We start from the raw sequence: 25808 nt of genomic DNA, 5'->3' as shown, positions 1-25808 counted from the left end.
TTTGAACGGCGTCTGACGAGCAGGTTCACGGCGGGTTCAATGCCCGCCTGCGATGAGCCGAGCGACCATAATACAGAATGAGAGTCCCATGACCTTGAAGAATCCCCTCACCCGCCTCACCGCCTGGACACTTGTCCCCGTGACGGCGGTAGGCCTCGCGATCGGCGTTCCCGCCATTGCCCAGTCGTCCAGCACGCTGGCGTCGGTCCAATCGCACCTGAAATCGACCGGGTCGATGACCGCCGATTTTGTCCAGACCGATCGCAACGGTCAGCGCCTTTCGGGCAAGCTGACCCTGAAGCGCCCCGGCAAGATCCGGTTCCAATACCAAAAGGACGTCCCACTGCTGATCGTCGGCGACGGCAGTTCGCTGACGGTGATCGATTATGAGGTGCGGCAGGTGCAGCGCTGGCCGGTGAAGAATTCGCCGCTCGGCGCGCTGCTCGATCCCGATCGCGACCTCACAAAATATGCCAAGGTTGTCCCCACTGGCAGCAACGATGTGCTGAGCGTCGAGGTCAAGGATTCGAAGCGCCCCGAGTACGGTACGATCACCATGGTGTTCGTGCGCGATGGCGGTGCCCCCGGTGGCCTGCGCTTACGCGGTTGGGTCGCGCTCGATTCGCAAAACAACCGGACGCGCATCGACCTCAGTAACCAGAAATTCAACATCGCGGTCGCCGATTCGGCGTTCCGTTGGACCGATCCGCGGCCGAACAAACGCGGTCGCTGAACGAAGCTGAACAAAAAATCGGGCCGGGGATTTTTTTACCGGAGATCCTCGGCCATTTTCCGCCGAACCGTCGCCCAGCATCGACGAACTGCAAAATCGGCGCTGCGCCGCCGTTTTTCGTTCAGCTTGGCGACAGGGAGGCGGGGCTATTTCAGCTCTCGAAGACGCCAACACGGCCCCGGATTTGGGTTTCCCCCTGTTGCCCCACCCGGATTGCCCGGTGTCTTCATTCAAGAGCGTGACGAACGCTGACCTTGAACCCCCGTTCCACCGCCCCTGGGACGGGGGTTTATGATTCCCCGATCCAACAACCCTCTGCATCCTCGTTGCGCCGCGCGCGCCGCGCCGATAGAGCCACCGCATGACTCGCACCAGCATCGCTTCGTGGAATATCAACAGCGTCCGCGCCCGCATCGGCATCGTCGAAAAATTCCTGCGTGAGGAAGCGCCGGACATGCTTTGCCTGCAGGAAACCAAGGTCGAATGCGGCACCTTCCCCAAGGACATGTTTCAGTCGCTGGGTTACACCCATATCGTCACCCAGGGCCAGCGCATGCACCACGGCGTCGCGATCGTCAGTAAGGTGCCGCTGTCCGACGTGCGCAAATATGACTGGCAGGCGAATGGAGAGGCGCGCCACGTTGGGGTGACGCTGCCGTCGGGGGTCCGGCTCGACAATGTCTATGTTCCCGCGGGCGGCGACATTCCTGATCGCGAACTCAACCCTAAATTCGGTCAGAAGCTCGATTTCTTTGGTCGCATGACCGAATGGTCCGGCGCGCTGAACGGCACGCCCACCGTCCTGACCGGCGATTTCAACGTCGCACCGCTGGAAAGCGACGTGTGGAACCACAAGGCGCTGCTCGATGTCGTCAGCCACACCCCGCTCGAGGTCGAAACGCTCGCGCGGCTGCAGGCGGCGTCGAACTGGGTCGATCTCGGCCGCCATTTCATCGCCGCACCGGCGCCGCTGTTTACCTGGTGGAGTTACCGCGCCAAGGATTGGGAGCTGTCGAATCGCGGTCGCCGCCTTGACCATATGTGGGTGACCCCCGACCTCTTGGCGAAAGCGGTGTCGCACCGCATCGTCCAGCCGGCGCGCAGTTGGGAGCGGCCGTCGGATCATATTCCGCTGGTGACGGAATTTGCCTTTTGACCGATAGCGCGATCGATCGCGGTGCCCGCCAGGCGGCGCGCGCGATCGACGCGCTGCGGCGCGGCTGGCCGCTGCGCATCGTCGGCGCGGATGGTGCGCTTGACCTGCTGGCGGTCGAAAGCGCGCGCGACGACGCGTTGGCCGAATTCGGCGCGACCGACATCCTGCTGTCGGGCGAACGCGCGGTGACTCTGAAACTGACCAACCAGCGCGCCGCCGCGGCGCCCGGATCGGTGCGCCTGGCAAACGCTGCCGATAACGTCGCGGCAGCGCTGGCGATCGCCGACCCCGCTCTCGACCTCTCGGCTCCGCTCAAAGGCCCGTTCCGCACCGTTGCGACCGGCGGCAACGCGGCCGCGGCCGCGGCGATGACGATGACGCGCCATGCCGGCCTGCTGCCGGCGTTTTTCGTGCGTGAGGCCAGCGGTACGGCTGAAACCGAATGTGCTGCAAAGGATGTGGCGGCGCTGCTTGATCCGGCGCGACTCGCCATTGCCGCGCGCGCGCGCCTGCCCGTCGCGGCCAGCGAAGTCGCCGAAATCATCGCCTTTCGTTCACCCGAGGAGGCGTCGGATCACGTCGCGCTGGTGATCGGAAAACGCGACGGCAATCCGCCGGTCGTGCGCTTGCACAGCGAATGCCTGACCGGCGATGTGCTCGGCAGTCTGAAATGCGATTGCGGGCCGCAGCTTCATGCAGCGCTCCACGCGATGGCCGACGCGCCGTGGGGGGTTCTGCTGTATCTACGGCAGGAAGGGCGCGGCATCGGACTCGTCAACAAGCTGCGCGCCTATGCGCTGCAAGATCAGGGTTACGACACGGTCGATGCCAATCTGCGGCTCGGTTTCCCGGTCGAAGCGCGCGATTTTGCGATTGCCGGAAGGATGCTGGAATTGCTGAACATTCCGCGCATTCGGCTGATGACAAACAACCCTGAAAAGGTCGCGCGACTGGAAAAAGAGGGCGTTGCCGTCGTCGAACGCCTGCCGCTCGCGCTACCGACGAACAAGTTTAACGAGCAATATCTCGCGACGAAGCGCGACCGGACCGGCCACCAATTATAGCTGCGCGGGCGGAAATGATGTGGTTCGCACAACGACACGAAGATCCAACATCCTGCCGCGAAACGACTTCCCACGCCAGCGATAGGGTCTGATCCACCGTTTGGCCGAGTAACGGGCCTTTCGGCCCAAACGACTCTTTTTCGGTCTTCGGGTCTTCGTGCGAACCTAATTAATGCACGAACCGCGCCACCACATCGCGATAGCTGCGGCTCACCTTCACCTGCGCGCCCGATCCGAGCACCAGGAAACATTCGCCGTTGGTGTGCGGCTTGACCTGTTTGACCTGTGACAGGTTGACGATCGTCGAGCGATGGACGCGCTGGAAGTTGCGCGGATCGAGCCGTTTTTCCAGATCCTTCATCGTTTCGCGCAGGATCAGGCTGTTGTCGGCGGTGTAGATGCACATATAGTCACCCGCCGCGTCGATGCGTTCGATGCTGTCCACGTCGACGCGGAAGATCTGGCCCCGGTCCTTGATGTTGATCATCTTTTCATAGCGATCGGCGGCGTGCGCGTCGGGGGCATTTTCGCTGCCATAATCGTCGGCCGCATCGGGCGCTACCTCGGCCAGGACGGTTTTCAGTCTTTCGACCTCCGCCACGCCGCGCTTTTCGGTGAGGCGCTGCCGTACGCGGTCGAGTGCATCGGCTAGCCGTTCCGGCTCGACCGGTTTGACCAGATAGTCGACTGCCTGCGCCTCAAAAGCGCGGATCGCGTGATCCGAATAGGCGGTGACGAACACGACGAGTGGCGGTTCGACTTCCATCAGCCCCTGGATCACCGAAAAGCCATCAAATCCGGGCATCTGGATATCGAGGAAAACGAGGTCGGGCTTGTGCGTCTTGATCTTTCGGATCGCCTCGCGGCCATTTTGCGCCGTATCGACAATCTCGACGTCTGCATGCGCCTCGAGCCGCAGCTGCAGGCCTTGGGTGGCCAGTTTCTCATCATCCACCAGAATGGTTCTGATCGTCATGTCCGTTCGGTTCCAATCGTCATTTGCCCATCGGGCTGAAACGGAAACTCGATAATCACCGTGAATCCGCCGTCAGCACCCCTTTGGGTATCGAACCGGTGCTGGTCGCCGAAAGCCTGCGCCAGTCGGTCCCTGATGTTGGCTAAACCCACGCCGGTCGATTCCGTTGCAAGGCCAGTGGTGGGGTCGGCGCCGTCGGCTGGCAATCCCGCCCCAGTGTCGGACACGGTGATCCGGACATTTTGACCGGCCAGCTGTGCGGAAATCGTGATGTCGGCGCCGTCTTCCTGCGGCGTGACCGCATATTTGATCGCGTTTTCGACCAAGGGTTGCAGCAAAAGCGAGGGCAATCGGGCGCGCGCCACAACCGGGTCGATCGCAAAATGCGGGCGCAATCGTTCCTCGAAGCGCATCTTTTCGATGTCGAGATAGAGTTTCAGAGTCTCGATCTCCTGCGCCAGCGTCACTTGCGCCGTCGGCTCGTTGGCGAGCGTGTAGCGCAGGAACGCTGACAGCCGCGACAGCATTGCATTCGCCGGCTCGGTCTGTTTGAGCAGCACCAGCGTCGAAATGCTGTTCAGCGTGTTGAACAGGAAATGCGGATTGAGCTGGTAGCGCAGCATCGCGAGCTGCGCCGACGCCGCCTGCGCCTCCAGCCGGATGACGCGGTCATTCTGTTCCTCAAGCTGCAGAAAATAGTTGATCGCGAAATAGAGCGCCGACCAGGCGGCAAGCGAGGTCGCGTCGATATAGACCGCGCCAAGCAGCAGGCTGGTGAACCCCGCTTCGCTGTTCGGATTCTGGATCTGCGCGACCCAGGCGTCGATGAACGCCCACAAGGCGGTCGCGATGCCCGACAGCCCAAAACTGACCCCCCACATCAACAACGGTCGGCGGCTGATCAGCGCGCGGTAGCACACTGCAAGGATGAGCGAGAGCGAGAAGCCGGTGATCGCCGAAATCGTCTGCGGGATCAGAAAGGTGAGGGGTTGACCGTTGGCGAGCCCCGAAACGCCGCGCAGGCCGAGCCATGCGGCCCAGCCCAATATCTGGAGATTCCAGAACGCACGGACCTTGTTGTCGAAAAAGGGTCCCGGCGAAGACAGACGAAACAGCGGCATGGGGGTCCGGAGGGTAGCGATGGTCAGCGGCCGCGTGCGCGGAACCGCAAACCAGCGGGGCCGATCATTCGGCAGCCACTGGCGCCATTGCCCCGTCGGCGCGCACGCGCGCCTGGCCGAGCGGCTGGAGTTCGGCGCGATGCTTCCACAGCAATTCCTTGTAATTGATCACGCGGCCATCGTGCGCGGTCAGCGTCACCGGCCCGATCGGCTGTTCGTCGCGCGCATCGACCAGCACCGGGGTCGACGGCACGCCCGCGCCCCATTTTTCGCCCCATTGGCGCAGCGCGATCATCGCCGGGAGCAATTCTATGCCTTTTTGGGTCAGCTGATAGCGAACCTTGCGGCGGTCTTCGACCATCACTTCGCGCGCCATGATGCCGTGATCGACCAGCCGCGACAGCCGGTTGGACAGGATGTTGCGCGCGATGTTCAATTCCTGCTGAAATTCCTCGAAATGATGGACGCCATTAAAGGCGGCGCGCAGGATCATGAACGACCAGCGTTCGCCCATCGCTTCCAGCGCCAACGGCAGGGCGCAATTGCCCCCATCGATATCGTTCAAGACTTCGCGTAATTTTCCCATGACCCATGCCCTAACGTAAAATCGACCCCTGCGCCAAAAAAATATAGGGTCTTCGTTGCATTTCGCAACGCGATAGATTGGCGCACGCTTGCGGCGCGAGATTACCCAAAAAGGCGCCTTCGAATCGCGCGCGAGATTTCCGGCTCGACGCCGTGGCGCGCCGGCGAACGATGCTTCCCATCGCCTTTCCCAAAATTGCTAAATGCTCGGGCCACCGCGCAATCAAATTTCGCATTGCAATTGCGCCGACATGAACGACATTGGACGCGATGCTGCGCCAATATGAACTTGTCGAGCGCGTGCGCGCTTATGATCCCGATTGCGACGAGGCGCTGCTCAACCGCGCCTATGTGTTCACCGTCCAGAAACATGGCAGCCAGAAACGCGCTTCGGGCGATCCCTATTTCAGCCATCCGGTCGAGGTTGCGGGGATTTTGACCGACTTGCACCTCGACTGCGAAACCATCGTCACCGCGCTGCTCCATGACACGCTAGAGGACACGCTGACCACGCCTGAGGAGATCGAGCGGCTGTTCGGCGCCGACGTCGGTCGGCTGGTCGACGGGGTGACCAAGCTATCGAAGATCGAAGCGCAGACCGAGAATGAACGCGCCGCTGAAAATCTGCGCAAATTCCTGCTCGCCATGTCCGACGACATTCGCGTGCTGCTGGTCAAGCTTGCCGACCGATTGCACAATATGCGGACGCTGCATTTTATCCAGAACCCCGAAAAACGGCGGCGCATCGCCAAGGAGACGATGGATATCTATGCCCCGCTTGCTGAGCGGATTGGCATGTATGAATATATGCGCGAGATGCAGTTACTCGCGTTCAGTGAGCTCGAGCCCGAAGCCTATGCCACAATCACCGGCCGCCTTGCCAAGCTGACCGCAGGCGGTAAGGACAAGGTTGCGGGGATCAGCCGCGATTTCAAGGAGCTGCTCGCCAAAAACGGCATCGAGGCCGATGTGTCGGGGCGGGAAAAACATCCTTATTCGATCTGGCGCAAGATGCAGGAGCGCCATGTCAGTTTCGAACAGGTCACCGACATCATCGCGTTTCGTATCGTCACCCCGACCGACGCCGATTGCTACGCCGCGCTCGGGTTGATCCACCGCAAATGGAAAATGGTCCCAGGACGTTTCAAGGATTATATTTCGACCCCCAAACGCAACGGTTATAAATCACTGCACACCACGATCATGCACCAGCAGAATATGCGGATCGAAATTCAGATCCGCAGCCTGGGCATGCACCAGCAGTCCGAATTCGGCTTCGCGGCGCATTGGGCATATAAGCAGGGCGGCACCGCCCCCCGACGGCCAAGCGGGGTGGATCCGCGACCTCATCGAAATTCTGGAGCAGACGAACGATCCCGAGGAGTTCCTCGAAAACACACGCATCGCGATGTACCAGGATCGTATCTTTGCCTTCACCCCCAAGGGCAGCCTGCACCAGCTGCCCAAAGGTGCGACCCCGGTCGATTTTGCCTATGCCGTGCACACTGGGCTGGGCGACCGCACCGTCGGGGCAAAGGTCAACGGACGACTGGTGCCGCTGCGCACCCAGCTGAGCAACGGCGATACCGTCGAGATCCTGTCATCCGACAAACAGACCCCGCAGCCAGCATGGCTGGGCTTTGCGGTCACCGGCAAGGCGCGCGCCGCGATCCGCCGCCATGTGCGGTCCAAGGAAAAGGTCGAACTCGCTGCGCTGGGCCGCAAGATGTACGACGAAATCGCGCTGCGTCTGCCGAACAAGATCGGCGACAAGGCGCGCGCGGCGGCGCTGACCCGCCTCAAGCTCGACAGCGACGCCGCGCTTTATGTCGCGATCGCCAAGCAGCGGCTCACCGACAATATGGTGCTCGAAGCCTTAGTGCCCGGGATCACTGCCGAAATGAAGGCCAAGCCTGGCAAGTTGGGACAAGGCGCTGCGGTGTCGATCGCCGGACTGACCCCCGGCGTCGCATACCAGCTCGCCGATTGCTGCCACCCCGTCCCCGGCGACCGCATCGTCGGGCTGGCGCGGCCGAGCGAGGGCATCGAAGTGCATGTCATCGACTGCCCCAGCCTGGCCGACGGGGTCGATGCCGACTGGATCGACCTGAGGTGGCAGGAGGACAGCGAGGGCGGCAATGCGCGGCTGTGCATCGTCATCTTGAACGAACCCGGTACGCTTGCCGAAATGTCAGGCATTTTGGCCGCCAATTCGGCGAATATCACCAATTTGCGGCTGTCGAACCGCGAGGGCGGGTTTCACACCTATGACGTCGTCGTTGAAGTGCGCGACGTCCATCATGTGATGCGGATTTTGTCGGCGCTGCGCGCTTCGGACACCGTGGTCCAGGCCGAGCGGCTCTAGGCGGGACAGCGGCGTCCGCCCTGGGGCGGATCACTGCTCTCGTGTTCTCGTCACCCCGGACTTGATCCGGAGCCGACGATCCCTTGCACTGGCTTATACTGAGTGAGCGGATTGATCCCGGATCAAATCCGGGATGACGACCGTGGAGGCCCGCATATGGTCGTCAGCCGCCTTAGCCATCAATTAGCGTACAGCAGCGGCGGCCGCCAGCCGCTCTGATCGACTTCATCGCGGACCTTGTACACGAGCCCCTTGCTGTTCAGGAACAGCTTCTCCATCTCGGGCCGGGTGAACGGCCGCGAGCCCAGACGCCCGAACACCGCCATCTGCCCGCCGGTCTCGTCGACACCGCGGTCGCGGTCGAGACCCTTCGACAGCGCCAGCGCCGGCGACGGGGTCTTGGCCCAGGCGATCAGTTCGGGAGTCGGTTTGGGCGAGAAGCCATAGAGGCCGGGATTGTCGGGACTGGTCAGCTGGAGCACCTTGATGCCGCCGCGCCCGTCGGCGACGTAACCGAACAGCGACGCATTGGTCGATGCGACGATGACGTCCTCGGCATCGGTCATCGCACCGCCAAAGGTCAGGCCCGGCCAGACGATCGGCGCCGCGGGGCGCGTCACATCGACGATGACCAGCCCGTCGGACTTGGCCGCGACATACATGTAGGTCCGCGCAAGATAGATTTTGCGCGCATTGGCCAGCCGAACGGTCCCCTCGGGTACCGCGACCGGCTGCGCGAGATTGGTGACATCGAACAGCTTCACCCCCTCGGCATCGGTGACCCAAAGATAACGGAACTGCACCGCGCTGGCGCGCGCGTCGGTCAGCGGCAGCTGCGCCGTCACCTTGGGCTGGAGCGGCGTCGACAAGTCGAGCACGACAAGCCCGGCATCGGTGGTGATATAGGCCATGCTGCCTGCCAGCGTCACATGCCGCGCCCCCGCCAGCACATTGCCCTCGTTCCAGGTCAGCGCGCGCGTCAGCTTGTTGTTGCGGAATTCGGCGTCGGCCATCGTGTCGATGTCGACGAGCACCAGCCCCTCGACGCTGTCCGTGATCACCGCATAACGGTAGATGTCGTGCATCACCTGTTCGTGGTTCTCGGGGAAATTCTTCACGATATTCTCGTTGCGGCTGACGCTGATCGGCTGGGTCGTCGCAATCGCCATGCAGGTCGCGTTCCTGGTCTTCACATGCGTGTCGTGTCCGAGCGCCGAGAAGGGCGCGCGGATGATGCGTTCGGAAAAGCCCTTGTTGCCGATCGAGGCGACGTCATAGACACGGAAACCGCCGCGGCCCTCGGCGACGAACATATATTCACCGCGCTGCTGCAGGCAGTTCACCCGCCCGCTGGTGTCCTGGACGATATTGGCGAACTCTTCGAGCGCATGGGTTTCGCCCGATCCTTTTTTGTCGAAGGTCTTGCCGCGCACCCAATTCTTCAGCTCGCGCCCGTTCTGCTCGACGTGCAACTTCCAAAAATCGGGATAGGCATATTTCTGAAGATAGCTGCCGATCACCGCCTGCGGCTCGTCCCATTCGGTGACGCGCGTCGCCTGAAAGCCATCCTCCATCCCCGACCAGACGTTGAGGCCGACGAAGTTGACGAAATTGGTGCCGAGCAGATTCAGCTGCGCCATGATCGCATTATTATCGTCGGCGGCGGAGAGATGGCAGTCGCTGCACTGTTTGGTTTCCGAACGGCGCACGGTGTGCGGGAAATGCGGCGCGAACGCCTGACTCGAAAAGCCCGCCGAAGAAATTGGGGGCTGCTGTACATAGATGCGCTCTCGGTTGATGTTCGTCGACGAAAGGATCAGCGCCGAGGTCGAGCGGACGGGGGTAATGATGCCGCGAGCCTCGCCGTTTGGACCGGGTTCGCCGGGCTTGGTGAGCTGGTGGCGGCCAAGCTGGAACATCTCGTCGCGCGCCACCTGCGGGTTGTAGGTCGCGAAATTGCGCGTCTCTTCCCCCTCAAAATGGTGCATCTTGGTTTTCCAGTTCGCCTCGATTGGCAAATGGCAACCGCCGCAGCTCGTCGTCCACGACAAGTGACAGGTGAAGCAGGTCATCTTGTCGTCGCCGTGCGCGCGGTCTTCCGTCGCGACCCCCGGGCCCCATTCGAACTTGCCGTCATCGCTGCTGGCGCGCGCCATCAGCTTCGCGCGCGCCGCCTTGGCGTTGAAATGCGGCCCCGGGGTCACAGCCTGCTTGACCAGACTGACCTGCCATTCGAGTTTGGGATCAACGATCGAGCGCTGGATCAGCCCGATGACTTCGGCATCGTCGTTATACTGGAATTCGAAACGGCGGCGCCCGTCGGGATTGCGCAGCAGCGCCAGATTATTGCCCTGCGGCCGTGCCGCGACATTCGACGTGAGCAGGTTCGGGAAGGCATCGGCGGTGCCGTGGCAATCCTTGCAGCTTATCTCGACCGCGTTCGCGACTTCGCCTTGTATATAGCCATTGCCATGCGCGTCCTGGGCGAAATGACAATCGGCGCATTGCATGCCCTTTTCGGCGTGGATGTCCATCATATGGACCGCCTTGCCGGGGTTGATGCCGGGCGGCACGAATTTGCCCTCGACCCCGGGCTTGTCCGGATCGGCGCTCGCCAGGCAGAGGTCACGCTCCTTCGGCTCACTGTAGTGGCTACAGCTTTTGCGCCATTTTTCGGGATCCTTCGGGTTGACGATGTTCGCGGTATCCGTGCCATAGGTCGACATATTGCCGTCGGCGTTCAGCAGATTGCCTTCGCGGTCGCGCTTGAAGATGCCGCGGAAGTTCCAGCCATGGCCGTGATAATCGGCGAACTGTGTGTCCTTGTTGCTGTCGTTGACGTCATACACGTCGCGCAGGAACTCGACATCGGCCCATAGCCCGCGCGGTGCCGCGCCTTCGGGATTGCGTTCGAGCACCTGATGGACCTCGGCAGCGGTTGGATAGCGCTGCTGCTTGTATGTCTTCTGATACTCCTCATCGCTCATCCCCGACGGTCGAGGCGCGCTATTATCGGGACCGGGCCACAACTGCGGCGCGTCCGATTCATAGTCCCACATCGTGTAGCCCAAGTACGAGTTCAGGAAGATGTTCGGCTGGTGCATATGGCACGTCATGCACTGCGACGTCGGGATCGCACGGGTGAAGGCGTGGCTGATCGGATGCCCCGATTCGCGGCGCGGACGCGGCTCGCGTTGCGGCGCCCCGGCGGTCGCGGCTGCCGGATCGATCAACCCGCCATGTCCGGTCCCGCCAACAAAGCCGTCGTCGGGCGCCATATGCGACGTCTCCAAATGATCGCCGCCCGCCGGCCTTTTCTCTGCCCCATGGCTGTCGCCGCCCGCCCGCAATTTCTCGCGGATCGTCGGATCGACGGTGTCGGTCTCACCGTCGCGGCCGAACTTGGCATAGGTCAGACTGTGGCGCGGCTCGCGGTCGTTGGCATAGACGACGTGGCAGCCCGAACAGCCCGAATGGCGATAATCGCCCGGCTGGTCGTTGGTCCCCATGAACCACATCAGCGGATCGTTGAGGCGTGTCTTATGGATGTTGAGCACCGGGATCGCGACGCGCAACCCCGTGCCGGGACCGCGGTTCGACTGTTTGAGGTCGGGACGCCCGGGCTCCTCGAGGCGCTGGATGCTGCCGGTCGGGTTGGGCAGGCCGATTTCGGGAAATTGCGTGGCGATGTTGCGCCCGCCGCGCTCGAAGACGCGGAACACGTCGCCCGGCGGGATCACGCTCCAGCGCGGCAGCGGATACATTTTGGCGAGCGCCCCGCGCTTTTTCTCGTCGTCGGTCAAAATCTTGTCGAACCCGAAGCTCGGCTTGCACGCTTCCTTATATTCCTTGGCGGTGAGCCGCGACGACGGGGAGAGGATGCACGCCGGTTCGCCGGTGCGCGTATAAGCCTCTCCAAACACGTAATTTTTATACGGCACAATGCCATTGTTATACGCCGCCCCGCCCCACAGCATCGCCGAGGTTGACATCAGCGAGCGTTCGGTTGCCTCGATCACCTCAAGGTGGCACGCCCCGCACGCCTCGCGCGCGACGCGGTAATCGCTGGGGTTCACGAAACGGATGAATTCGGGCGATTCCTTGTTGAGCAAGGTGTAGCTGCGCTGCGGGTTCGCTGAGCTGTCGTGCCACGCGCCGGGCAAGGTCGGCTGCGGATGCGCGAGCGCCATAACAGCCTTGTTCGTCGGATGCTGGTAGCCGAGGCTGGGGGTGCCGACCTGGCTCGCGTCGCCGCCATGACAGTCGGTGCACCCAAGCCGTACCGCGGGGGTCGCGTGCATCGACGGCTGGTCGGTACGCGTGTGGCAGCTGTAACAGCCTTCGGACTTGGCGCTGACGTCGGCCTCGCTCTGCTCGCGCGGGGCGGGGGGTGTGAAGCGATAGGTGATCTTGAGCGGCTTTTCTTCCTCGGCGGCGCGCCCGACGCTGGCGCCAAAGGCGGCGCACATCGTGAGGAAGGCAAGCAGGGCGAAGAGTTTGCGCATCATCATCAAAAACTCAAAATCATATTGGCGAGGATCGACACATAGGCGTCGTTCTTCTGCTTGTTATCGAACAGGTCTTTGAAGCCTTTGCCGGGCAGCAGTACCGCGCCGCTGAGCCGACCGACGATGTTCTGCGTCGCCTTCGGCCGCCAGATCGTCGCGACCGACAGGTCGAAGCCGATATCCTTGGGGATCGATCCTTCGCTGCGCAGCACCTGCAGGCTCGAGGTATTCTCGAACCACAGATGATTGGCGTTGGCGCTGACACGAAATTCGGGGCTCAGGTCGAAATCGGCCCCGACACCGACGAAGACGGTGCCCGGATTGTTGAAGTTCGACTGTCCCTCTTCTTTCGACGAGCGCAGCGAGTTCAGGATGCCGTTGCGGCCGTTGATGGCGACCGCGCGGCCGCCGCCGGCAAAGGGGATCGTCTGGCGGATCCAGTAACTGGTGTCGGCGCCGCCGAAGATCGGGTTTTCAAAGATCGCGTCGAAGCCGCCTTCGGTGTTATTATATGGGTCGCCGTCGCCGGTCGCGTAGAGGCCGGAGAGGCGAAAGCGCATCCAGTCATGGTCATAGCTCAGTTCCACCGCGCCGAAGCCCGCGCGAATCTGGGCGGGTTTGCTGGTGAAAAAGCTGTTCCGATCCTCACCGAGCGCCGCATAGAAGCTCGCGGTCAGGTTGATCCGTCCGATCCGCCCGTCGGCGCTGTAGCCCAGATAAACCACGTCATATTCGCGCCCGCGCAGGTCGCCGAGCAGCGCCGGGCGCACCGGAAAGCCGTTATGGTCGATCTGCACGTCGTTCTTTTCGCGGTTCATATTATAGGTCACGCTGACCTGGCTGGTCAGCCCGACGACCGGGAAATCCTGGCGATAGAGGTTGGCAGTGAGGATGAAATCGTCGCGCGGGGTCTGGGTAATATCGTTCAGACCCGAATTGGTGTCCTTCTCGAGCCGCCAGAAGGCCGCGAGATTATACTGGAAACGGTTGTTGTCGCGGTTGCCGAACAGCCGGATGCCGAGCTGGCTGTCGTTGAACAGGAAGCCGCGAAAATCGCTCTGGAATGGCTGGATGCCGAGCCGCACCGAATAGAAGTCAAAGCGGTCGGACGTGTTGCCGAGATGCTTGTCGACGAACAGTTCCTGCACGCCGAGGAACGAGTCATAGCGATGACTCGCCTTCGACGGGCGCACGTCGAGGACGCGCCGTTCGGGGACGCCGACATAATTGGCCTGATAGGCAAGGGTGACGCGATATTCGATGTCAGGCGGCTTGAACGCGGTCGAGCCCTTGATCAACGCCGCGCCGACGATGAAGGTCTGGGCGAACACAAAACTGCGGTCCTTGCCGAACACGTCGAGACTGCCCGGGCGCTCGGTCGTCTGGACTCCGACCGGGATCGGGAAGGTGCGCGGTTCGAACACGGTGTCGGACACCGCGTTGGCGACGACAAACCAGTCGTCACCCTTGATCGGTAACCATGGCACCTTGCTGCGGTCGATCGCGCGGTCGCCCTTGTAGGTGTTCTGGTGGTAGGGATCGAACCAGCGTTCCTTGACCACCCCCAGGCTCTCGATCAGCCGCCAGCGGTCAGGAACCGGCAACTGGTCCTCCATCCCCGGGAACGCCTGCGGCGGGGGTGGACGCAGCGCGCCGACATTGTCCTGACTGAGCTGGTCGGGCAGGTCGGGGCGATAGCCGGGACGGCGACGGCCATCGATGATCTGGGTGACCAGATCGTCCTTCAGTACATCCTGCCAGTCGACCGGCGGCGGCGGCGGGATGAGCTCGTCGCCAGGCTGCTCGGCGGCGGCGATATCCCCTGCGATCGGGGGCTCGTCAGGCGCGGGCGGCGGCGGAGGCACCTCACCCCCCGGCGTGCCCTGCGCCGCCAGGCTTGCGATGATTGGCCAAAGACTGCCCCCCCCCATCATCGCCTACAGCCCGTCGCAGACATTTTGGGTCGACGTGTCGAGGAACGGCGCGAAGGGGCAGCTGATGTAACGCAGTCGCACGGTGCGATTATCGGCGAGCGTGACGACAACATTGTCGGCGCGGATCCCCTTGGGCGCATTGCCGATACCGCCGACGCGCGCTCCGCCGTTGTGCGCACCGAGGAAGCTGATCATGTCGTCCTGATCGATCCCATCCCCCGAAACGCCGATTGCGCCGACCAGTTGATTGCCGCGATAGATGGGGACCGAGCCCGGAAAAATCTGGATGCCGTTCTGCAGCCGGTTCTGGCCCGCCGCGACGTCGGGCAGCGTCGTGCAACGCGCGGCCGTATCGGTGGGACTGGCGCCCGACACAAAACCCAGATGCGAACCGAGATTGCCGATGATCAGCGCCGATTGCAGCCCGGTCGAGAAGGGATTGAACTGCGCGATCGGGCGCGACAGCGGCCCCTGCGGACGCCCGACCTCGCCATCGGGGAAATAGGGGCGCGAAAGGTTGCCATTGGCGCGGTCGGAGAAAGCGATCGTGCCAGTGAGCGCGGCGGGATTGTTCAGGAAGGTGCGCGTCGCGGGGACAAACTGGCGAATGTCGGCGCTGGCATTGGCGGTGAGCTCGGTCCCCGCCTGCGCGCCCGAGAAAAAGGCTGCTGTGCGCGCCTTTTGCAGGCTGACGTCGGTGCCGAAGATCGGTGCATCGGGCGACCGCACGATACCCAGCACCGATCCGTGTGTGTCGACGATGCTGATCGTCACCTGCGCGCGGCTGTCGAGCGGGCGGCGGATCTGCGCGCGCGCCCGGCTCATCACCGTGAACGCCTCTTCGAGCACCGCGCGCGCCTCGGCCTGCGTCAGCGGCGCGCTGTTGGTCGCGCCGTCGGTTCCGGCGCGCAGTGGATAGCGGTTCGCACCGCTACCGTCGGTCAGGACAAAGGCATCGCGGTTCGAGAATTCGGCGGCGGTCGAAGCGCGGATGCCGGACGCTTCGCTGCCATAGGCGGTCCCCGCGGTGATCGCGGCATTGGCATAGCCGATCACCGCTACAAGGCTGCCCGCGCTGCCGTTGAGACTGGCAAAGCTGGCGCTGCCGCTGGTCATCACCCCGGCAAAGGTCGCATCCGAAAAGCGCAAGCTCGTTCCATCGACGGTGATCTTGTCAGCGGTGATCGTCGGGGGTGCCTCGAACCCGCGCGTGCCCGCAAGCGCGATGAACTCTTCGGGGTCGTTGTCGACGTCGAGGATATTGGGGTCGCTGCCATAAATGCCGTCGCCCATCACCCCGATGCCGCCGACGAGGACGCCATTTTTGTAGAGCGGCAGCCCGCCCGGATCGGCAGCGAGGCCGAGCGGCGAGCGTTTCGGGCCGATCAGCGCCGCGCCGCCCGCGGCGCCGAAGCGCGCCGACAGGTCGCTGCACGGCAACTGGCTGAACTGCACCCCGAACAAGGGTCCGCTCTCCAGCCCAACGGTGGTCGGCGCGGGCGGGAAATGCTCCTGGACGATCTGGCTGGCGGTGCGGGTCGAAAAGGCATTGCCGCCGCTCGACAGATACGCCCCCGTCACCGCCTTGGCGATCGCGCCGCCCTCGGCAGGGAAGGTGACGTTCTGCGCGTCGATATTCACGCCGTTCGGCGCCGCGGACGTCGTTGCGGTGGCGCCCGCGCCGGTCATGCGGAAGACGCCGAGCACGTTGCCGACGCGGTCGGTCACCGCGATCACCGACGGCAGGCTGCGCGCCTGCGCTTCCGCGATGGCCTGGGCGAGGACGCGCTCGACGTCGCTGGTGGTCAGCGCTTCGGCAGCAGGCGGCGTATAGAGCCCGCCCGTCGGGGTTGGGGTCGGTGCGGGGGTCGGGGTGGGGCTGGGCGTCGGGGTACCGCCGCCACCGCCGCCGCATGATGCAAGCAGCAGCCCCCCCATCGCGGCAAAGGCCGCCGAGCGGAACAGATGAGGTTTGTTTCGCATGATCTTACCGCAGCGCCCGGATCGCGCGCACCGCACTGCCGAACGAGGCCTGAAATTCGGCAGGCTTATAGGCGTTGGGATCCTTCACCGCGGCATAAGCGCGGTCGATGTCGCCGCGGATGCCCGCGGCGGCGCCGACGGTGACGCGCCCCGACGACACCATCGCGTTGAGCAGGGTATCGACCCCCATCACCGCCTGCTGCGATCCCGAATAGTCGGTGAAGCGATCACCGATCGCCTTCGCCGAGATCGCGTCGACCATCGCAAAGGCGTCGGTGCCCGAAAAACTGCGCGCCGCGAACGCGTTCTTGAGCGCCGCGACGGTCTGCCCCAGCTGCGCCGCGGCTGCCGCCGCGCTGGGACGATCGGTCGCCATCGCCCTGTGGAAGGTTGCCGTGCGCGCTGCGAGCTGATCGGCGAGCGCGGGGGCGGCAAGCCGCGCGGCGGCGGCGAGCATAATCAGATTTTCGTCATTATACGGCGGCATGCCCTCGGGGATGTCGCGCCCCGGATTGTCCATGCTCGTCTTCACAGGCTTCGCCTGGTCGAAGATGCGGCGGTGGCAGCTGTGGCAATCGAGGAAATAGAATTCGGGGAACATCCCCTCGGTCCCGCGCCGCGACTGGAACAGCGCCAGGCTGCGTTCGATCGCGGTTGCCTGCCCGACCGCCCACATCTGGACATGGTCGGTGCGACCGGTCGCCGAACCGAATTTGCGCCAGCCGTAATCGGCGTCCTCCTGATGATGCGCCTGGAGCGAGGAGAAGAGGTCGAGTTCGAAGGCGATGCGCGGATGGCCCGCGGCCATGATGCGGTGGGTGACGAACTGACCGTCGCTGGCCGACCCGAAATGGCAATCGACGCATACGCCGGCGCGCACCACTGGATCCTCGAGCTTTTTCAGGCCTGCCGACAGGTTGGCGAGATGCTTGTCGCGCATTTCGGCGTCGGGATTCGCGTTGGTGCCGACCCCGGCGTAGTGGCTGGCGATCCAGCCGCCCGCGGGGCCATGGCATGATTCGCAGCCGACGCCGTCTTCGGTCGGCACGCTGCCACGCATCGCGCCCTTGGCGGCGACCGCCCCGGCAGTTGCGTGGCAACCGATGCACATCTGTGCGGTAGCGGGATCACCGAGCCCCAGATTGCGCGCGATAAACTGGCTGCGGTTGTTGCTGAGCACCGCCCACGCGCGGCTGTGCGCGCCGCCGGGGGTCGAGGGCTCCTGCCATTTCATCAACTCGTCCTGGCGCACGACGGTCCCGTCGCCCTCCATCCGGCCGTGGCAGGTCGATCCGGCGCACGAGGCAACGCCGGTATAACGCGCGCCGGGCTCGCCCTGCGAGCGAGCAGGCGGAGCAACGACAAACGCCGCGATCGCGAGCGCAAGCAGCAGCGCCGCGAACGCCGTGATGGCCGCCCACGGTCGCGCGCCGCGCCCCGAAATCGCGTCGGTCGTCATGCCCAGAGTCCCCTTATTTCCCGGCTGGACGCTTTTGCGCCTAAACCACCCCGAACGCCAGCATCGCGTCAGCCACTTTCTTGAAGCCGCCGATGTTCGCGCCCTTCACATAGTCGATATAGCCGCCACCCTGATCACCATAAGTGATGCAGCTTTTGTGGATGCCGTCCATGATGTCTTTCAGCATCTGTTGCAGTTCGGGCTCGCTCCAGCTGCGGCGTCCGCTGTTCTGGCTCATTTCGAGACCCGACACCGCGACGCCGCCTGCGTTGGCGGCCTTGCCCGGCGCGAACATGATCTTCGCATCCTTGAAGACATGCACGCCTTCCAGGTTCGTCGGCATGTTCGCACCCTCGCTGACCGCGATGCAGCCGTTCTTGACCAGTTCGCGCGCATCGTCGCCGAGCAGCTCGTTCTGCGTCGCGCACGGCAAAGCGACGTCGCATTTGACCCCCCACGGCGTCTTGCCCGCGGTGAAGCTCGCGCTCTTGAACTCGTCGCAATATTCCTCGATCCGGCCGCGGCGATGGGTCTTGTGCGTCTTGACCCAATTGATCTTTTCCTGATCGATGCCGTCGGGATCGTGGATGAAGCCGCCCGAATCGGACAGGGTCAGCACCTTGCCGCCGAGCTGGACAATCTTTTCCGCGGCATGCGTCGCGACATTGCCCGATCCCGAAATCACCGCGGTCTTTCCGACCAGATCCTGCCCCTTCGCCGCGAGCATGTTGGCGAGGAAATAAACCGCGCCATAGCCGGTCGCTTCGGTGCGGATCAGCGAACCGCCCCATTCGAGACCTTTGCCGGTCAGCACCCCGGTAAATTCGTTGGTGATCCGCTTATACTGGCCGAACATAAAGCCGATTTCGCGACCGCCGACCCCGATATCGCCCGCGGGCACGTCGATGTCGGCGCCGATGTGGCGATACAATTCGGTCATGAAGCTTTGGCAAAAGCGCATGATCTCGCGCACGCTCTTGCCTTTGGGGTTGAAGTTCGACCCGCCCTTGCCGCCGCCCATCGGCAGCCCGGTCAGCGCATTCTTGAACGTCTGTTCGAACGCCAAGAATTTGAGCACCGATTCGGTGACCGACGGGTGGAAACGGATGCCGCCCTTGTACGGGCCGATGGCATTGTTGTTCTGGACACGCCAGCCGCGCTGGACGCGAATATTGCCATTATCGTCTTCCCAGCAGACGCGGAACGACACGACGCGGTCGGGTTCGGCAATGCGCCGCAATATCTGCTGCGCGTGATATTCTTCCTTGTCGGCGATGAAATCGAAAATATCTTCCGATACTTCCTGAACTGCCTGCACGAACTCGGGCTGCCCCGGGTTACGCTTCTTTACGCCTTCCATGAACGTCGAAAAATCGACGTGATCCGAAACTGCCATGCACCCCTCCCCTGGTATGACTGGGAAAGCCGGTGCGACCCCGACGATTTTAATCGTTGACCGACCTTGTATGTCAAAGGCTACACCATCGCCAAGCAAAGGCAATATGACAGCGCGCATAGGCGGCATTTTTTCACAGGCCGCACCAAGGGGCAAAAATGAGCGACACCAAGAGCATGATCGGCGGCATGACCGGCACCAACCGCGCGATCTTGATAGCCGCCTTCGTGCTGCTTGCGGCGGCGATCGGCTACGCGATCTGGCGCGATTCTGCGCCTTCGGGTGCCATTCCGGCGGCGCAAAACGCCGCCGGGCCCTCCGACCAGCTTGCGGCTCTCGAGGCGCGCACCAAGAGCGAGCCGAACAGTGCCGAGGCGTGGACAGCGCTAGGCGCGGCGCGCTTCGACCTCAGCAATTTTGCCGGCGCCGCCGCGGCCTATGAGAAAGCGACCGTGCTTTCGCCCGAGTCGGCGGGGCTATGGTCGGCGCTGGGCGAGGCGCGGGTGATGGGCAGCGACAGCGACCCGATGCCCGCCGCCGCGCTCGCCGCGTTCGATAAGGCCATCGCGCTCGATGCCAAAGACCCGCGCGCGCGCTATTTCCTCGCGGTCAAGAAGGACATCGGCGGTGACCATCACGGCGCGATCAACGACTGGTTCGCGCTGCTCGCCGACACGCCGCAGGGCGCGCCGTGGGAGGCGGACCTGCGCCGCACGATTGAACAGGTCGGACAGATCCACAAGATCGACGTCACCAGCCGCCTCGCGCGCACGCAAGCGCGCCCGCTGGCCGCCGACGAAATGCCCGTCGCCGCGCGGGCGATTCCGGGGCCGAGCCGGTCCGACATGGAGGCGGCGTCGCAACTGCCCAAGGGGCAACAGGACCAGATGATCGAGGGGATGGTGAGCGGGCTGGAGGCGAAACTGAAAGCCAACCCCGCCGACGTCGACCGCTGGATCATGCTCATGCGCAGCCGGATAACACTGGGCGAAACCGCCAAAGCGGCGCAGGCGCTGAAGGACGGCATAGCGGCGAACCCCGCGGCTACGGGGCGGTTGAAGGCGCAGGCGCAATTGCTAGGTGTGCCAGGGGCGTAGAATAAACTCTGTTCGCACGAAAGCACGAAGAGGGTCGCAACCCGATCGTGCCGAGCTTGTCGAAGCACCGTTCTTTCTTCCGAAGTGAAAAGGAAGATCAGCCCTTCGACATGCTCAGGGCGAATGGAGAGCGGATAGTCTTCGTGTCTTCGTGCGAGACTCGTCTAACCCGCCATCAGCGCCGCATTGCCGCCCGCCGCAGTAATGTCGGTACTAATCGTCTTTTCCTCGGCAAATCGGTGCAGATAATGCGGGCCACCGGCTTTGGGACCAGTCCCCGACAGGCCGCGCCCGCCGAAGGGCTGCGAGCCGACGATCGCGCCGATCTGGTTGCGGTTGACATAGACATTGCCGACTTGCGCCCGCGCCGCGATATGTGCCGCGACGCCGTCGATGCGCGTGTGAACGCCGAGCGTCAGGCCATAGCCCGAGGCGTTGATCGCATCGATGAGCTGGTCAAGTTCGCCCCCCTTCCACGTCGCGACATGCAGCACCGGCCCGAAAATCTCGCGCTTCAGATCGGTGACATGGTCTAGCCGGATCAGGACTGGCGGAACGAAGTGACCATCAACAGGCAGGTTGGTACGCCCCGCTTCAGCGATTACCCGGCCCGCGGCGCGCGCTTCGGCAATATAGGCAGCAATGTTCGCCTGTGCCTCGTCGTCGATGATCGGACCGACGTCGGTGGCGAGGATCGACGGATCGCCGACGTTGAGTTCGGCCATCGCGCCAGCCACCATCTCTATCATCGTGTCGGCAACATCTTCCTGCACACAGAGGAGACGCAGTGCCGAGCAGCGCTGGCCTGCCGACTGGAAGGCCGAGGCGACGGCATCGCGCGCAACCTGCTCGGGGAGCGCCGTCGAATCGACGATCATCGCATTGGCGCCGCCGGTTTCCGCGATCAGCGTCGCGATCGGACCGTCGCGCATCGCGAGGCCGCGGTTGATCGCGCGCGCGACTTCGGTCGACCCAGTGAAGGCGACGCCGATGATATCGGGGTTGTCCGTCAATGCCGCGCCGACCGTTTCGCCGCGGCCGGGGAGGTAGTGGAGCACATCACCGGGGATCCCTGCTTCGAGCAACAGCTCAACCGCGGCATGCGCGATCAGCGGTGTCTGTTCGGCTGGCTTGGCGAGCACGCTATTGCCCGCCGCGAGCGCTGCCGCGACCTGCCCGAGGAAGATCGCGAGCGGGAAGTTCCACGGACTGATGCACACGAACACGCCCTTGCCCTCGAGCATCAGCTCGTTGCGCTCGCCCGTTGGGCCCGGCAGCGCCACCGGATAGGTAAATTCGGCGCGCGCTTGCGCCGCATAGTAGCGTAGGAAATCGACCGCTTCGCGCACTTCGGCGATCGCGTCGATCAGCGTCTTGCCCGCTTCGTCGATCGCGAGCCCCAGGAACAGCGCGTCATGCTCTTCGAGCAGGTCGGCCGCGCGTTCGAGCCGTTCGGCGCGGAAGGCGCCCCCCGCGAGGCTCCAATTGTCCTGCGCCTTGCGCGCCGCGGCGACGGCATCGGCGACCGCGGCACGATCAGCCTCGATCACCTGCCCGACGATGATGCCCGTTGCGGGGTTGTACACGGGTACACCGGCGCCGCCGCGCGCTGCGCCGCCGACGAGCGGCGCCGCGACTCGGTCGCTGCGCCGAGCCGCACCGATCGCGGCGACTAGCGCTTCAGGCACACCGGGTTCGCCAAGGTCATAGCCACGCGAATTGCGGCGCGCCGGATCAAACAGGTCAAGCCCGGTCGCAATCTTTGACGTCGCGGTGCTCGCTACGCTGCGTGGATCGACCGCGAGCTGTTCGGCGCTGACGTCGGGGTCCGAAAACTGGTGTACGAAGCTGGAGTTCGCGCCATTCTCGAGCAAGCGGCGGACGAGATAAGCAAGCAGGTCGCGGTGCGTGCCGACGGGGGCATAGACGCGCACCGGGCGCGGCGGCGGGAACAGCGCGACGAGCGCGTCATGCGCACCCTCGCCCATCCCGTGGAGCCGCTGCAGCTCATAATCGGTTCCCGCGAACAATTCGGCGATGAACGCCAGCGTCATCGCATTGTGGCTGGCGAACGCCGGATAGATGCAATCCTGGCAATCGCGCAGCAACTGGGCGCAGCGCATATAGTTGAGGTCGGTGTGGAGCTTGGCGGTGAACACCGGAAAATCGCTTAAGCCCAGCGTCTGCGCGCGCTTGATCTCGGTGTCCCAATAGGCGCCCTTGACCAGCCGCATCGACAGCTTGACCCCCCGCGTGCGGGCGCGCTCCGCCAGCCAGTCGATCACCGCAGGCGCGCGCTTCTGATACGCCTGGATGACGATCCCCAGCCCGGTCCAGCCGTCGGCGATCCCCGCATCGATCAATGCTGCAAACACATCCATATGCGGCTCTAGCCGGTCGCTTTCCTCGGCGTCGATCATCAGCGGGATGTTCACCGCGCGCGCCGCTTTCGCGAGTTCGATCACCCGTGGCACCAGTTCGCCGATCACCCGCCCCCGCTGGAGACATTCGTAGCGCGGGTGGAGCGCCGACAGCTTGATCGAGATGCCGTGATTAACGTGCGGATCGCCTGACTTGGCATCGCGGCCGATGCGGGTAATCGCGTCGGAGTAGCTATCATAATAGCGCGCCGCATCCTCTGCCGTCCGCGCCGCTTCGCCGAGCATATCGAAGCTCGCGAGTTCCGATTTCTGCTTGTCGGCGCGCTTGACCGCGGCGTCGATCGTCTCGCCCATAACGAATTGCTGGCCAAGCATTTTCATCGCCGCAAGCGCCGCCTGGCGGATCACCGGCTCGCCCGAGCGGCGGACCATCGATTTGAGCAAGGTCAGCGGGTTCGCCTTGCTCCCCATCGCATCGAGCATCAGCGTCGCCGACCCGAGTGACAGACCGCGCGCCGATAGCGCCACGATCAGCGGGCTATCCTCGTCGTCGCCTTCCTTCCAATGGCGCCCGGCGATCTTGTCGCGGATCAGCGCGTTGGCGGTCGCGCTATCGGGGACGCGCAGCAGCGCTTCGGCGAGGCACATCAGCACCACGCCTTCCTCGGTCGACAGTCGGTAACGGTTCATCAGCTGCGCGACGAGCGTTTCGCGGTCGCCTTCCGCCTTCGCCTTGCGGATCAGGTCGAGCCCGCGCCGCGTTACGGCTTCGCCGCTGGCGGATGAGGTGGCAAGAGCACTACGCAGGTCGGCGACGATGTCGGTTTCGCTGCGGCGGGCGAGGGCGCGGATGGCGGCGCGGTCGTTGGGTTGGGTCATGCTGACAGCATATCGCAGGATGGCGCGGCGATCCGACCAATTATGAGCCGGTAGATTTAATTTTTGACCTATTATCGGATCAGTTTTAGGCAAATACCATGAATGATCCTCCCTTCGCAGTCGATCTGGACGATTTCGACCGGAAAATCCTTGCCGTTCTGCGCCAAGACGGCCGCATCACCTTCACCGATCTGGCGCAGCGCGTTGGCCTGTCCAAGACGCCCTGCCAGCAACGCGTCCGGCGACTGGTCCAAAGGGGGGTGATCACGGGATTTGCGGCGATCATCGATCCGGCGAAGGTCGGGCTCGACCATGTCGCCTTTGCCGAGGTGAAACTGTCCGACACGCGCGAGGCGGCGCTAAAGCAATTCAATGCGGCGGTGCGTGCGATTCCCGAGGTCGAGGAATGCCACATGATCGCGAGCAGCTTCGACTATCTGCTCAAGGTTCGCACCATCGACATCCGCCGCTATCGCATCGTGCTGGGCGAGAAGATTTCCAGCTTGCCGCACGTTGCCAGCACTTCGACCTTTGTCGCGATGGAAACGATCAGCGAAACGACGCGCTGACACGAATATTGACCACCGCCCGCAGCTGTGCCAATCGCGCAGCCGCAAGCGGGTGTAGCTCAATGGTAGAGCTTTTGCTTCCCAAGCAAGTGACGAGGGTTCGATTCCCTTCACCCGCTCCAGTTTCCCTACTTTCACAATGAGCGCGCCCTTTTGGGTACGCGATGTCGCAGTCTAGCGCGTGATGACGTGGCCCGACATCGGCGCGAGCTTGCCGAGGAAGCGGTTTTGCGCCGCAAAGCCGATCTTTCCCTCGCGCATCGCGGCCTGCAGATTTTCGACCAGCGCGTTCATGTCGCGCATCCGCACCCCCATGTCCTTGTGCGAACTGGCCATGTCGCGGCCGCTGTAATCGCATCCGGCGTTCAAAATGTAGCAGAATTGCTCGAACAACGTGCGTTTCAGCCGTACCATGTCGTGCGCTTGAAAGATTGCGGCAAGGCGCGGGTCGGCTTCGGACAATTCGACGGTGCGGTTCGCGATGCGCCGGATACCGTCCTGTCCGCCGAACGCGGTCGCCATCGCGCTGCCGGCAAAGGGCGCCGCGCCGGCATTGCCGTTGGCCTGAACATAGGAATCGACGGGCAGTTCGCCGGTCACCGGGTCGCGGACCTTTTCCTCGACGCCGAACTCTTTGTCCCAATCGACCGGCGGATCGGTGGCAGGTTGCATCAGCAGGGCAGCGGCGAGCAGGAACATCGGGCGATCCTTTTAAAAGGCAATTTGGGCGGAGAGGAAACCGCCGCGCTGCTGGTCGAAGGTGGCGATCGAACCGAGATCGACATAGGCGGCGGTCACGGTCAGATGGTCGGTCAGCGCATAGGCGGCGAACAGATCCCACCAGTCCTCCTCACGCGCGATCGCCAGATTGTCGGGCTTGGTCCGATATTCGGCGCCGATCACCGCGCGGCGCGACAGTTGATAGGCGACCGATCCTTCGAACTGGAGCCGGTGCTGGTCGCCGCCTTCGCTGCCAAAACCGAGCAGCCCGGCCTGGTTCGCCTTCGTTAGCCGCGCGGTCGCATTGACCAGCACGCTGTGCGAGAGGAACAGCTTGGTCGCGCTCAGCGTCACGTCGGTGCCGCTGCCGTGCGCCGCGCCGACCGCGCGGGCGACCGGGGCGTCGCGATTGCGCTTGTGTTCGACGCCGAGGCTGATCTGCGGCAGCAGCGGCTCGCCGTAAACCACGTCGCCCGCAAGGCGCAGCTTGGCGGCGAAAACATCCTGATTCAACGTGTAACCGCGGCCAAGCCCAAGCGCGGTGCCGACATCGCGGGTGTCAAAATTCTGCCGCGCATAGCTGAGCTCAATGCGGTTGGCGATCCCGACCGCAACGCCGTGGCTCTGCCAGCCATAATCGGGCAGTTCGATCAGCGTGACATGTCCCGACAGGCCGATACCGCGATCGGTTTCGCGCCCGGCAATCGTCGACCAGGTGGCGACCCCGCCGCCGCTGGTTCCTTCGATCGTTGTTACGCCGTTGGTGAGCAGCAATTTGGCACCGTCCACCAGCGATGCCTCCTGCGCCGCGGCCGGAGCGGTGACGCAAAACAGCGCGAGCGAAAGCGCCGCCAGCGAGCGAAAAAGAGATTGGTCCATGAT

General features: G+C 63.6%; 16 protein-coding genes, 1 tRNA gene and 1 pseudogene. 7 read left to right on the top strand and 11 right to left on the bottom strand.

Annotated elements, in window-relative coordinates; translation table 11 throughout:
• The first annotated feature begins 88 nt into the window (after positions 1-88).
• The 3 genes from IPF76_RS03790 (at position 89) to ribA (ending at position 2953) form a co-directional block, all read left to right on the top strand.
• Positions 89-733, top strand: coding sequence for an outer membrane lipoprotein carrier protein LolA (locus IPF76_RS03790; protein WP_293839837.1), 645 nt, complete (start codon positions 89-91; stop codon positions 731-733).
• A gap of 361 nt (positions 734-1094) precedes the next feature.
• Positions 1095-1889: an exodeoxyribonuclease III gene (locus IPF76_RS03785; protein WP_293839834.1), complete on the top strand. Its 795-nt coding sequence runs from the start codon at positions 1095-1097 to the stop codon at positions 1887-1889.
• Complete coding sequence (ribA, locus tag IPF76_RS03780; protein WP_293839831.1) at positions 1886-2953, top strand: GTP cyclohydrolase II; 1068 nt, start codon at positions 1886-1888, stop codon at positions 2951-2953. Before IPF76_RS03785 ends, ribA begins: the two co-directional genes overlap by 4 nt.
• 169 nt (positions 2954-3122) lie before the next feature.
• Here ribA and IPF76_RS03775 read toward each other — a convergent pair whose 3' ends face one another.
• The 3 genes from IPF76_RS03775 to IPF76_RS03765 all read right to left on the bottom strand — a co-directional run bounded on the left by IPF76_RS03775 (position 3123) and on the right by IPF76_RS03765 (position 5636).
• A complete protein-coding gene (locus tag IPF76_RS03775; protein ID WP_293839828.1) occupies positions 3123-3929 on the bottom strand; it encodes a LytTR family DNA-binding domain-containing protein in 807 nt (268 codons plus the stop codon).
• Entirely contained in the window at positions 3926-5050 is a 1125-nt protein-coding gene (locus IPF76_RS03770; RefSeq protein WP_293839825.1) for a histidine kinase, read from the bottom strand. The genes IPF76_RS03775 and IPF76_RS03770 overlap by 4 nt, the downstream gene beginning before the upstream one ends.
• Before the next feature lie 64 nt (positions 5051-5114).
• Positions 5115-5636, bottom strand: coding sequence for a helix-turn-helix domain-containing protein (locus IPF76_RS03765; RefSeq protein WP_293839822.1), 522 nt, complete (start codon positions 5634-5636; stop codon positions 5115-5117).
• Positions 5637-5905: 269 nt separating this feature from the next.
• Between IPF76_RS03765 and IPF76_RS03760 the strand changes: the two are divergent.
• A pseudogene (locus IPF76_RS03760) lies at positions 5906-8000 on the top strand (bifunctional (p)ppGpp synthetase/guanosine-3',5'-bis(diphosphate) 3'-pyrophosphohydrolase).
• A gap of 179 nt (positions 8001-8179) precedes the next feature.
• Here the strand turns inward: IPF76_RS03760 and IPF76_RS03755 are convergent.
• The 5 genes from IPF76_RS03755 to gdhA are packed head-to-tail and all read right to left on the bottom strand — an operon-like array spanning position 8180 to position 19280.
• Complete coding sequence (locus IPF76_RS03755; RefSeq protein WP_293841906.1) at positions 8180-12469, bottom strand: hypothetical protein; 4290 nt, start codon at positions 12467-12469, stop codon at positions 8180-8182.
• Positions 12470-12510: 41 nt separating this feature from the next.
• The gene (locus IPF76_RS03750; RefSeq protein WP_293839819.1) at positions 12511-14442 is read right to left on the bottom strand and encodes a hypothetical protein; all 1932 of its coding nucleotides are present in this window, start codon (positions 14440-14442) and stop codon (positions 12511-12513) included.
• Between the two features lie 3 nt (positions 14443-14445).
• Positions 14446-16425 carry a heme-binding protein gene (locus IPF76_RS03745; protein ID WP_293839816.1) on the bottom strand — a complete coding sequence of 660 codons (1980 nt, stop codon included), beginning with the start codon at positions 16423-16425 and terminating at the stop codon, positions 14446-14448.
• Between the two features lie 4 nt (positions 16426-16429).
• Entirely contained in the window at positions 16430-17884 is a 1455-nt protein-coding gene (locus tag IPF76_RS03740; protein ID WP_293839813.1) for a multiheme c-type cytochrome, read from the bottom strand.
• Positions 17885-17924: 40 nt separating this feature from the next.
• Positions 17925-19280: an NADP-specific glutamate dehydrogenase gene (gene gdhA / locus IPF76_RS03735; protein ID WP_293839810.1), complete on the bottom strand. Its 1356-nt coding sequence runs from the start codon at positions 19278-19280 to the stop codon at positions 17925-17927.
• A gap of 158 nt (positions 19281-19438) precedes the next feature.
• Here gdhA and IPF76_RS03730 point away from each other — a divergent pair, with 158 nt between their 5' ends.
• Entirely contained in the window at positions 19439-20377 is a 939-nt protein-coding gene (locus tag IPF76_RS03730; RefSeq protein WP_293839808.1) for a hypothetical protein, read from the top strand.
• 164 nt (positions 20378-20541) lie between these two features.
• On the opposite strand, the gene putA is transcribed toward IPF76_RS03730, so the two are convergent.
• The gene (gene putA, locus IPF76_RS03725; protein ID WP_293839806.1) at positions 20542-23637 is read right to left on the bottom strand and encodes a bifunctional proline dehydrogenase/L-glutamate gamma-semialdehyde dehydrogenase PutA; all 3096 of its coding nucleotides are present in this window, start codon (positions 23635-23637) and stop codon (positions 20542-20544) included.
• A gap of 98 nt (positions 23638-23735) precedes the next feature.
• On the opposite strand from putA, the gene IPF76_RS03720 reads away from it, so the two are divergent.
• On the top strand, positions 23736-24206 hold the full coding sequence (locus tag IPF76_RS03720) for an Lrp/AsnC family transcriptional regulator (protein WP_293839804.1): 471 nt from the start codon (positions 23736-23738) through the stop codon (positions 24204-24206).
• Between the two features lie 48 nt (positions 24207-24254).
• A tRNA-Gly gene (locus IPF76_RS03715) sits at positions 24255-24328 on the top strand.
• Between the two features lie 52 nt (positions 24329-24380).
• Here the strand turns inward: IPF76_RS03715 and IPF76_RS03710 are convergent.
• Both IPF76_RS03710 and IPF76_RS03705 read right to left on the bottom strand, forming a co-directional pair.
• Positions 24381-24905, bottom strand: a complete 525-nt coding sequence (locus tag IPF76_RS03710) for a group 1 truncated hemoglobin (protein ID WP_293839802.1) — start codon at positions 24903-24905, stop codon at positions 24381-24383.
• 12 nt (positions 24906-24917) lie between these two features.
• Positions 24918-25805 carry a DUF3034 family protein gene (locus IPF76_RS03705; RefSeq protein WP_293839800.1) on the bottom strand — a complete coding sequence of 296 codons (888 nt, stop codon included), beginning with the start codon at positions 25803-25805 and terminating at the stop codon, positions 24918-24920.
• Between the last annotated feature and the right edge of the window lie 3 nt (positions 25806-25808).

This window comes from Sphingopyxis sp., assembly GCF_016704835.1.
Lineage (GTDB): Bacteria > Pseudomonadota > Alphaproteobacteria > Sphingomonadales > Sphingomonadaceae > Sphingopyxis.
Note: the sequence above shows the minus strand (reverse complement) of the source record. Positions and strands in the feature narration are given on the sequence as shown.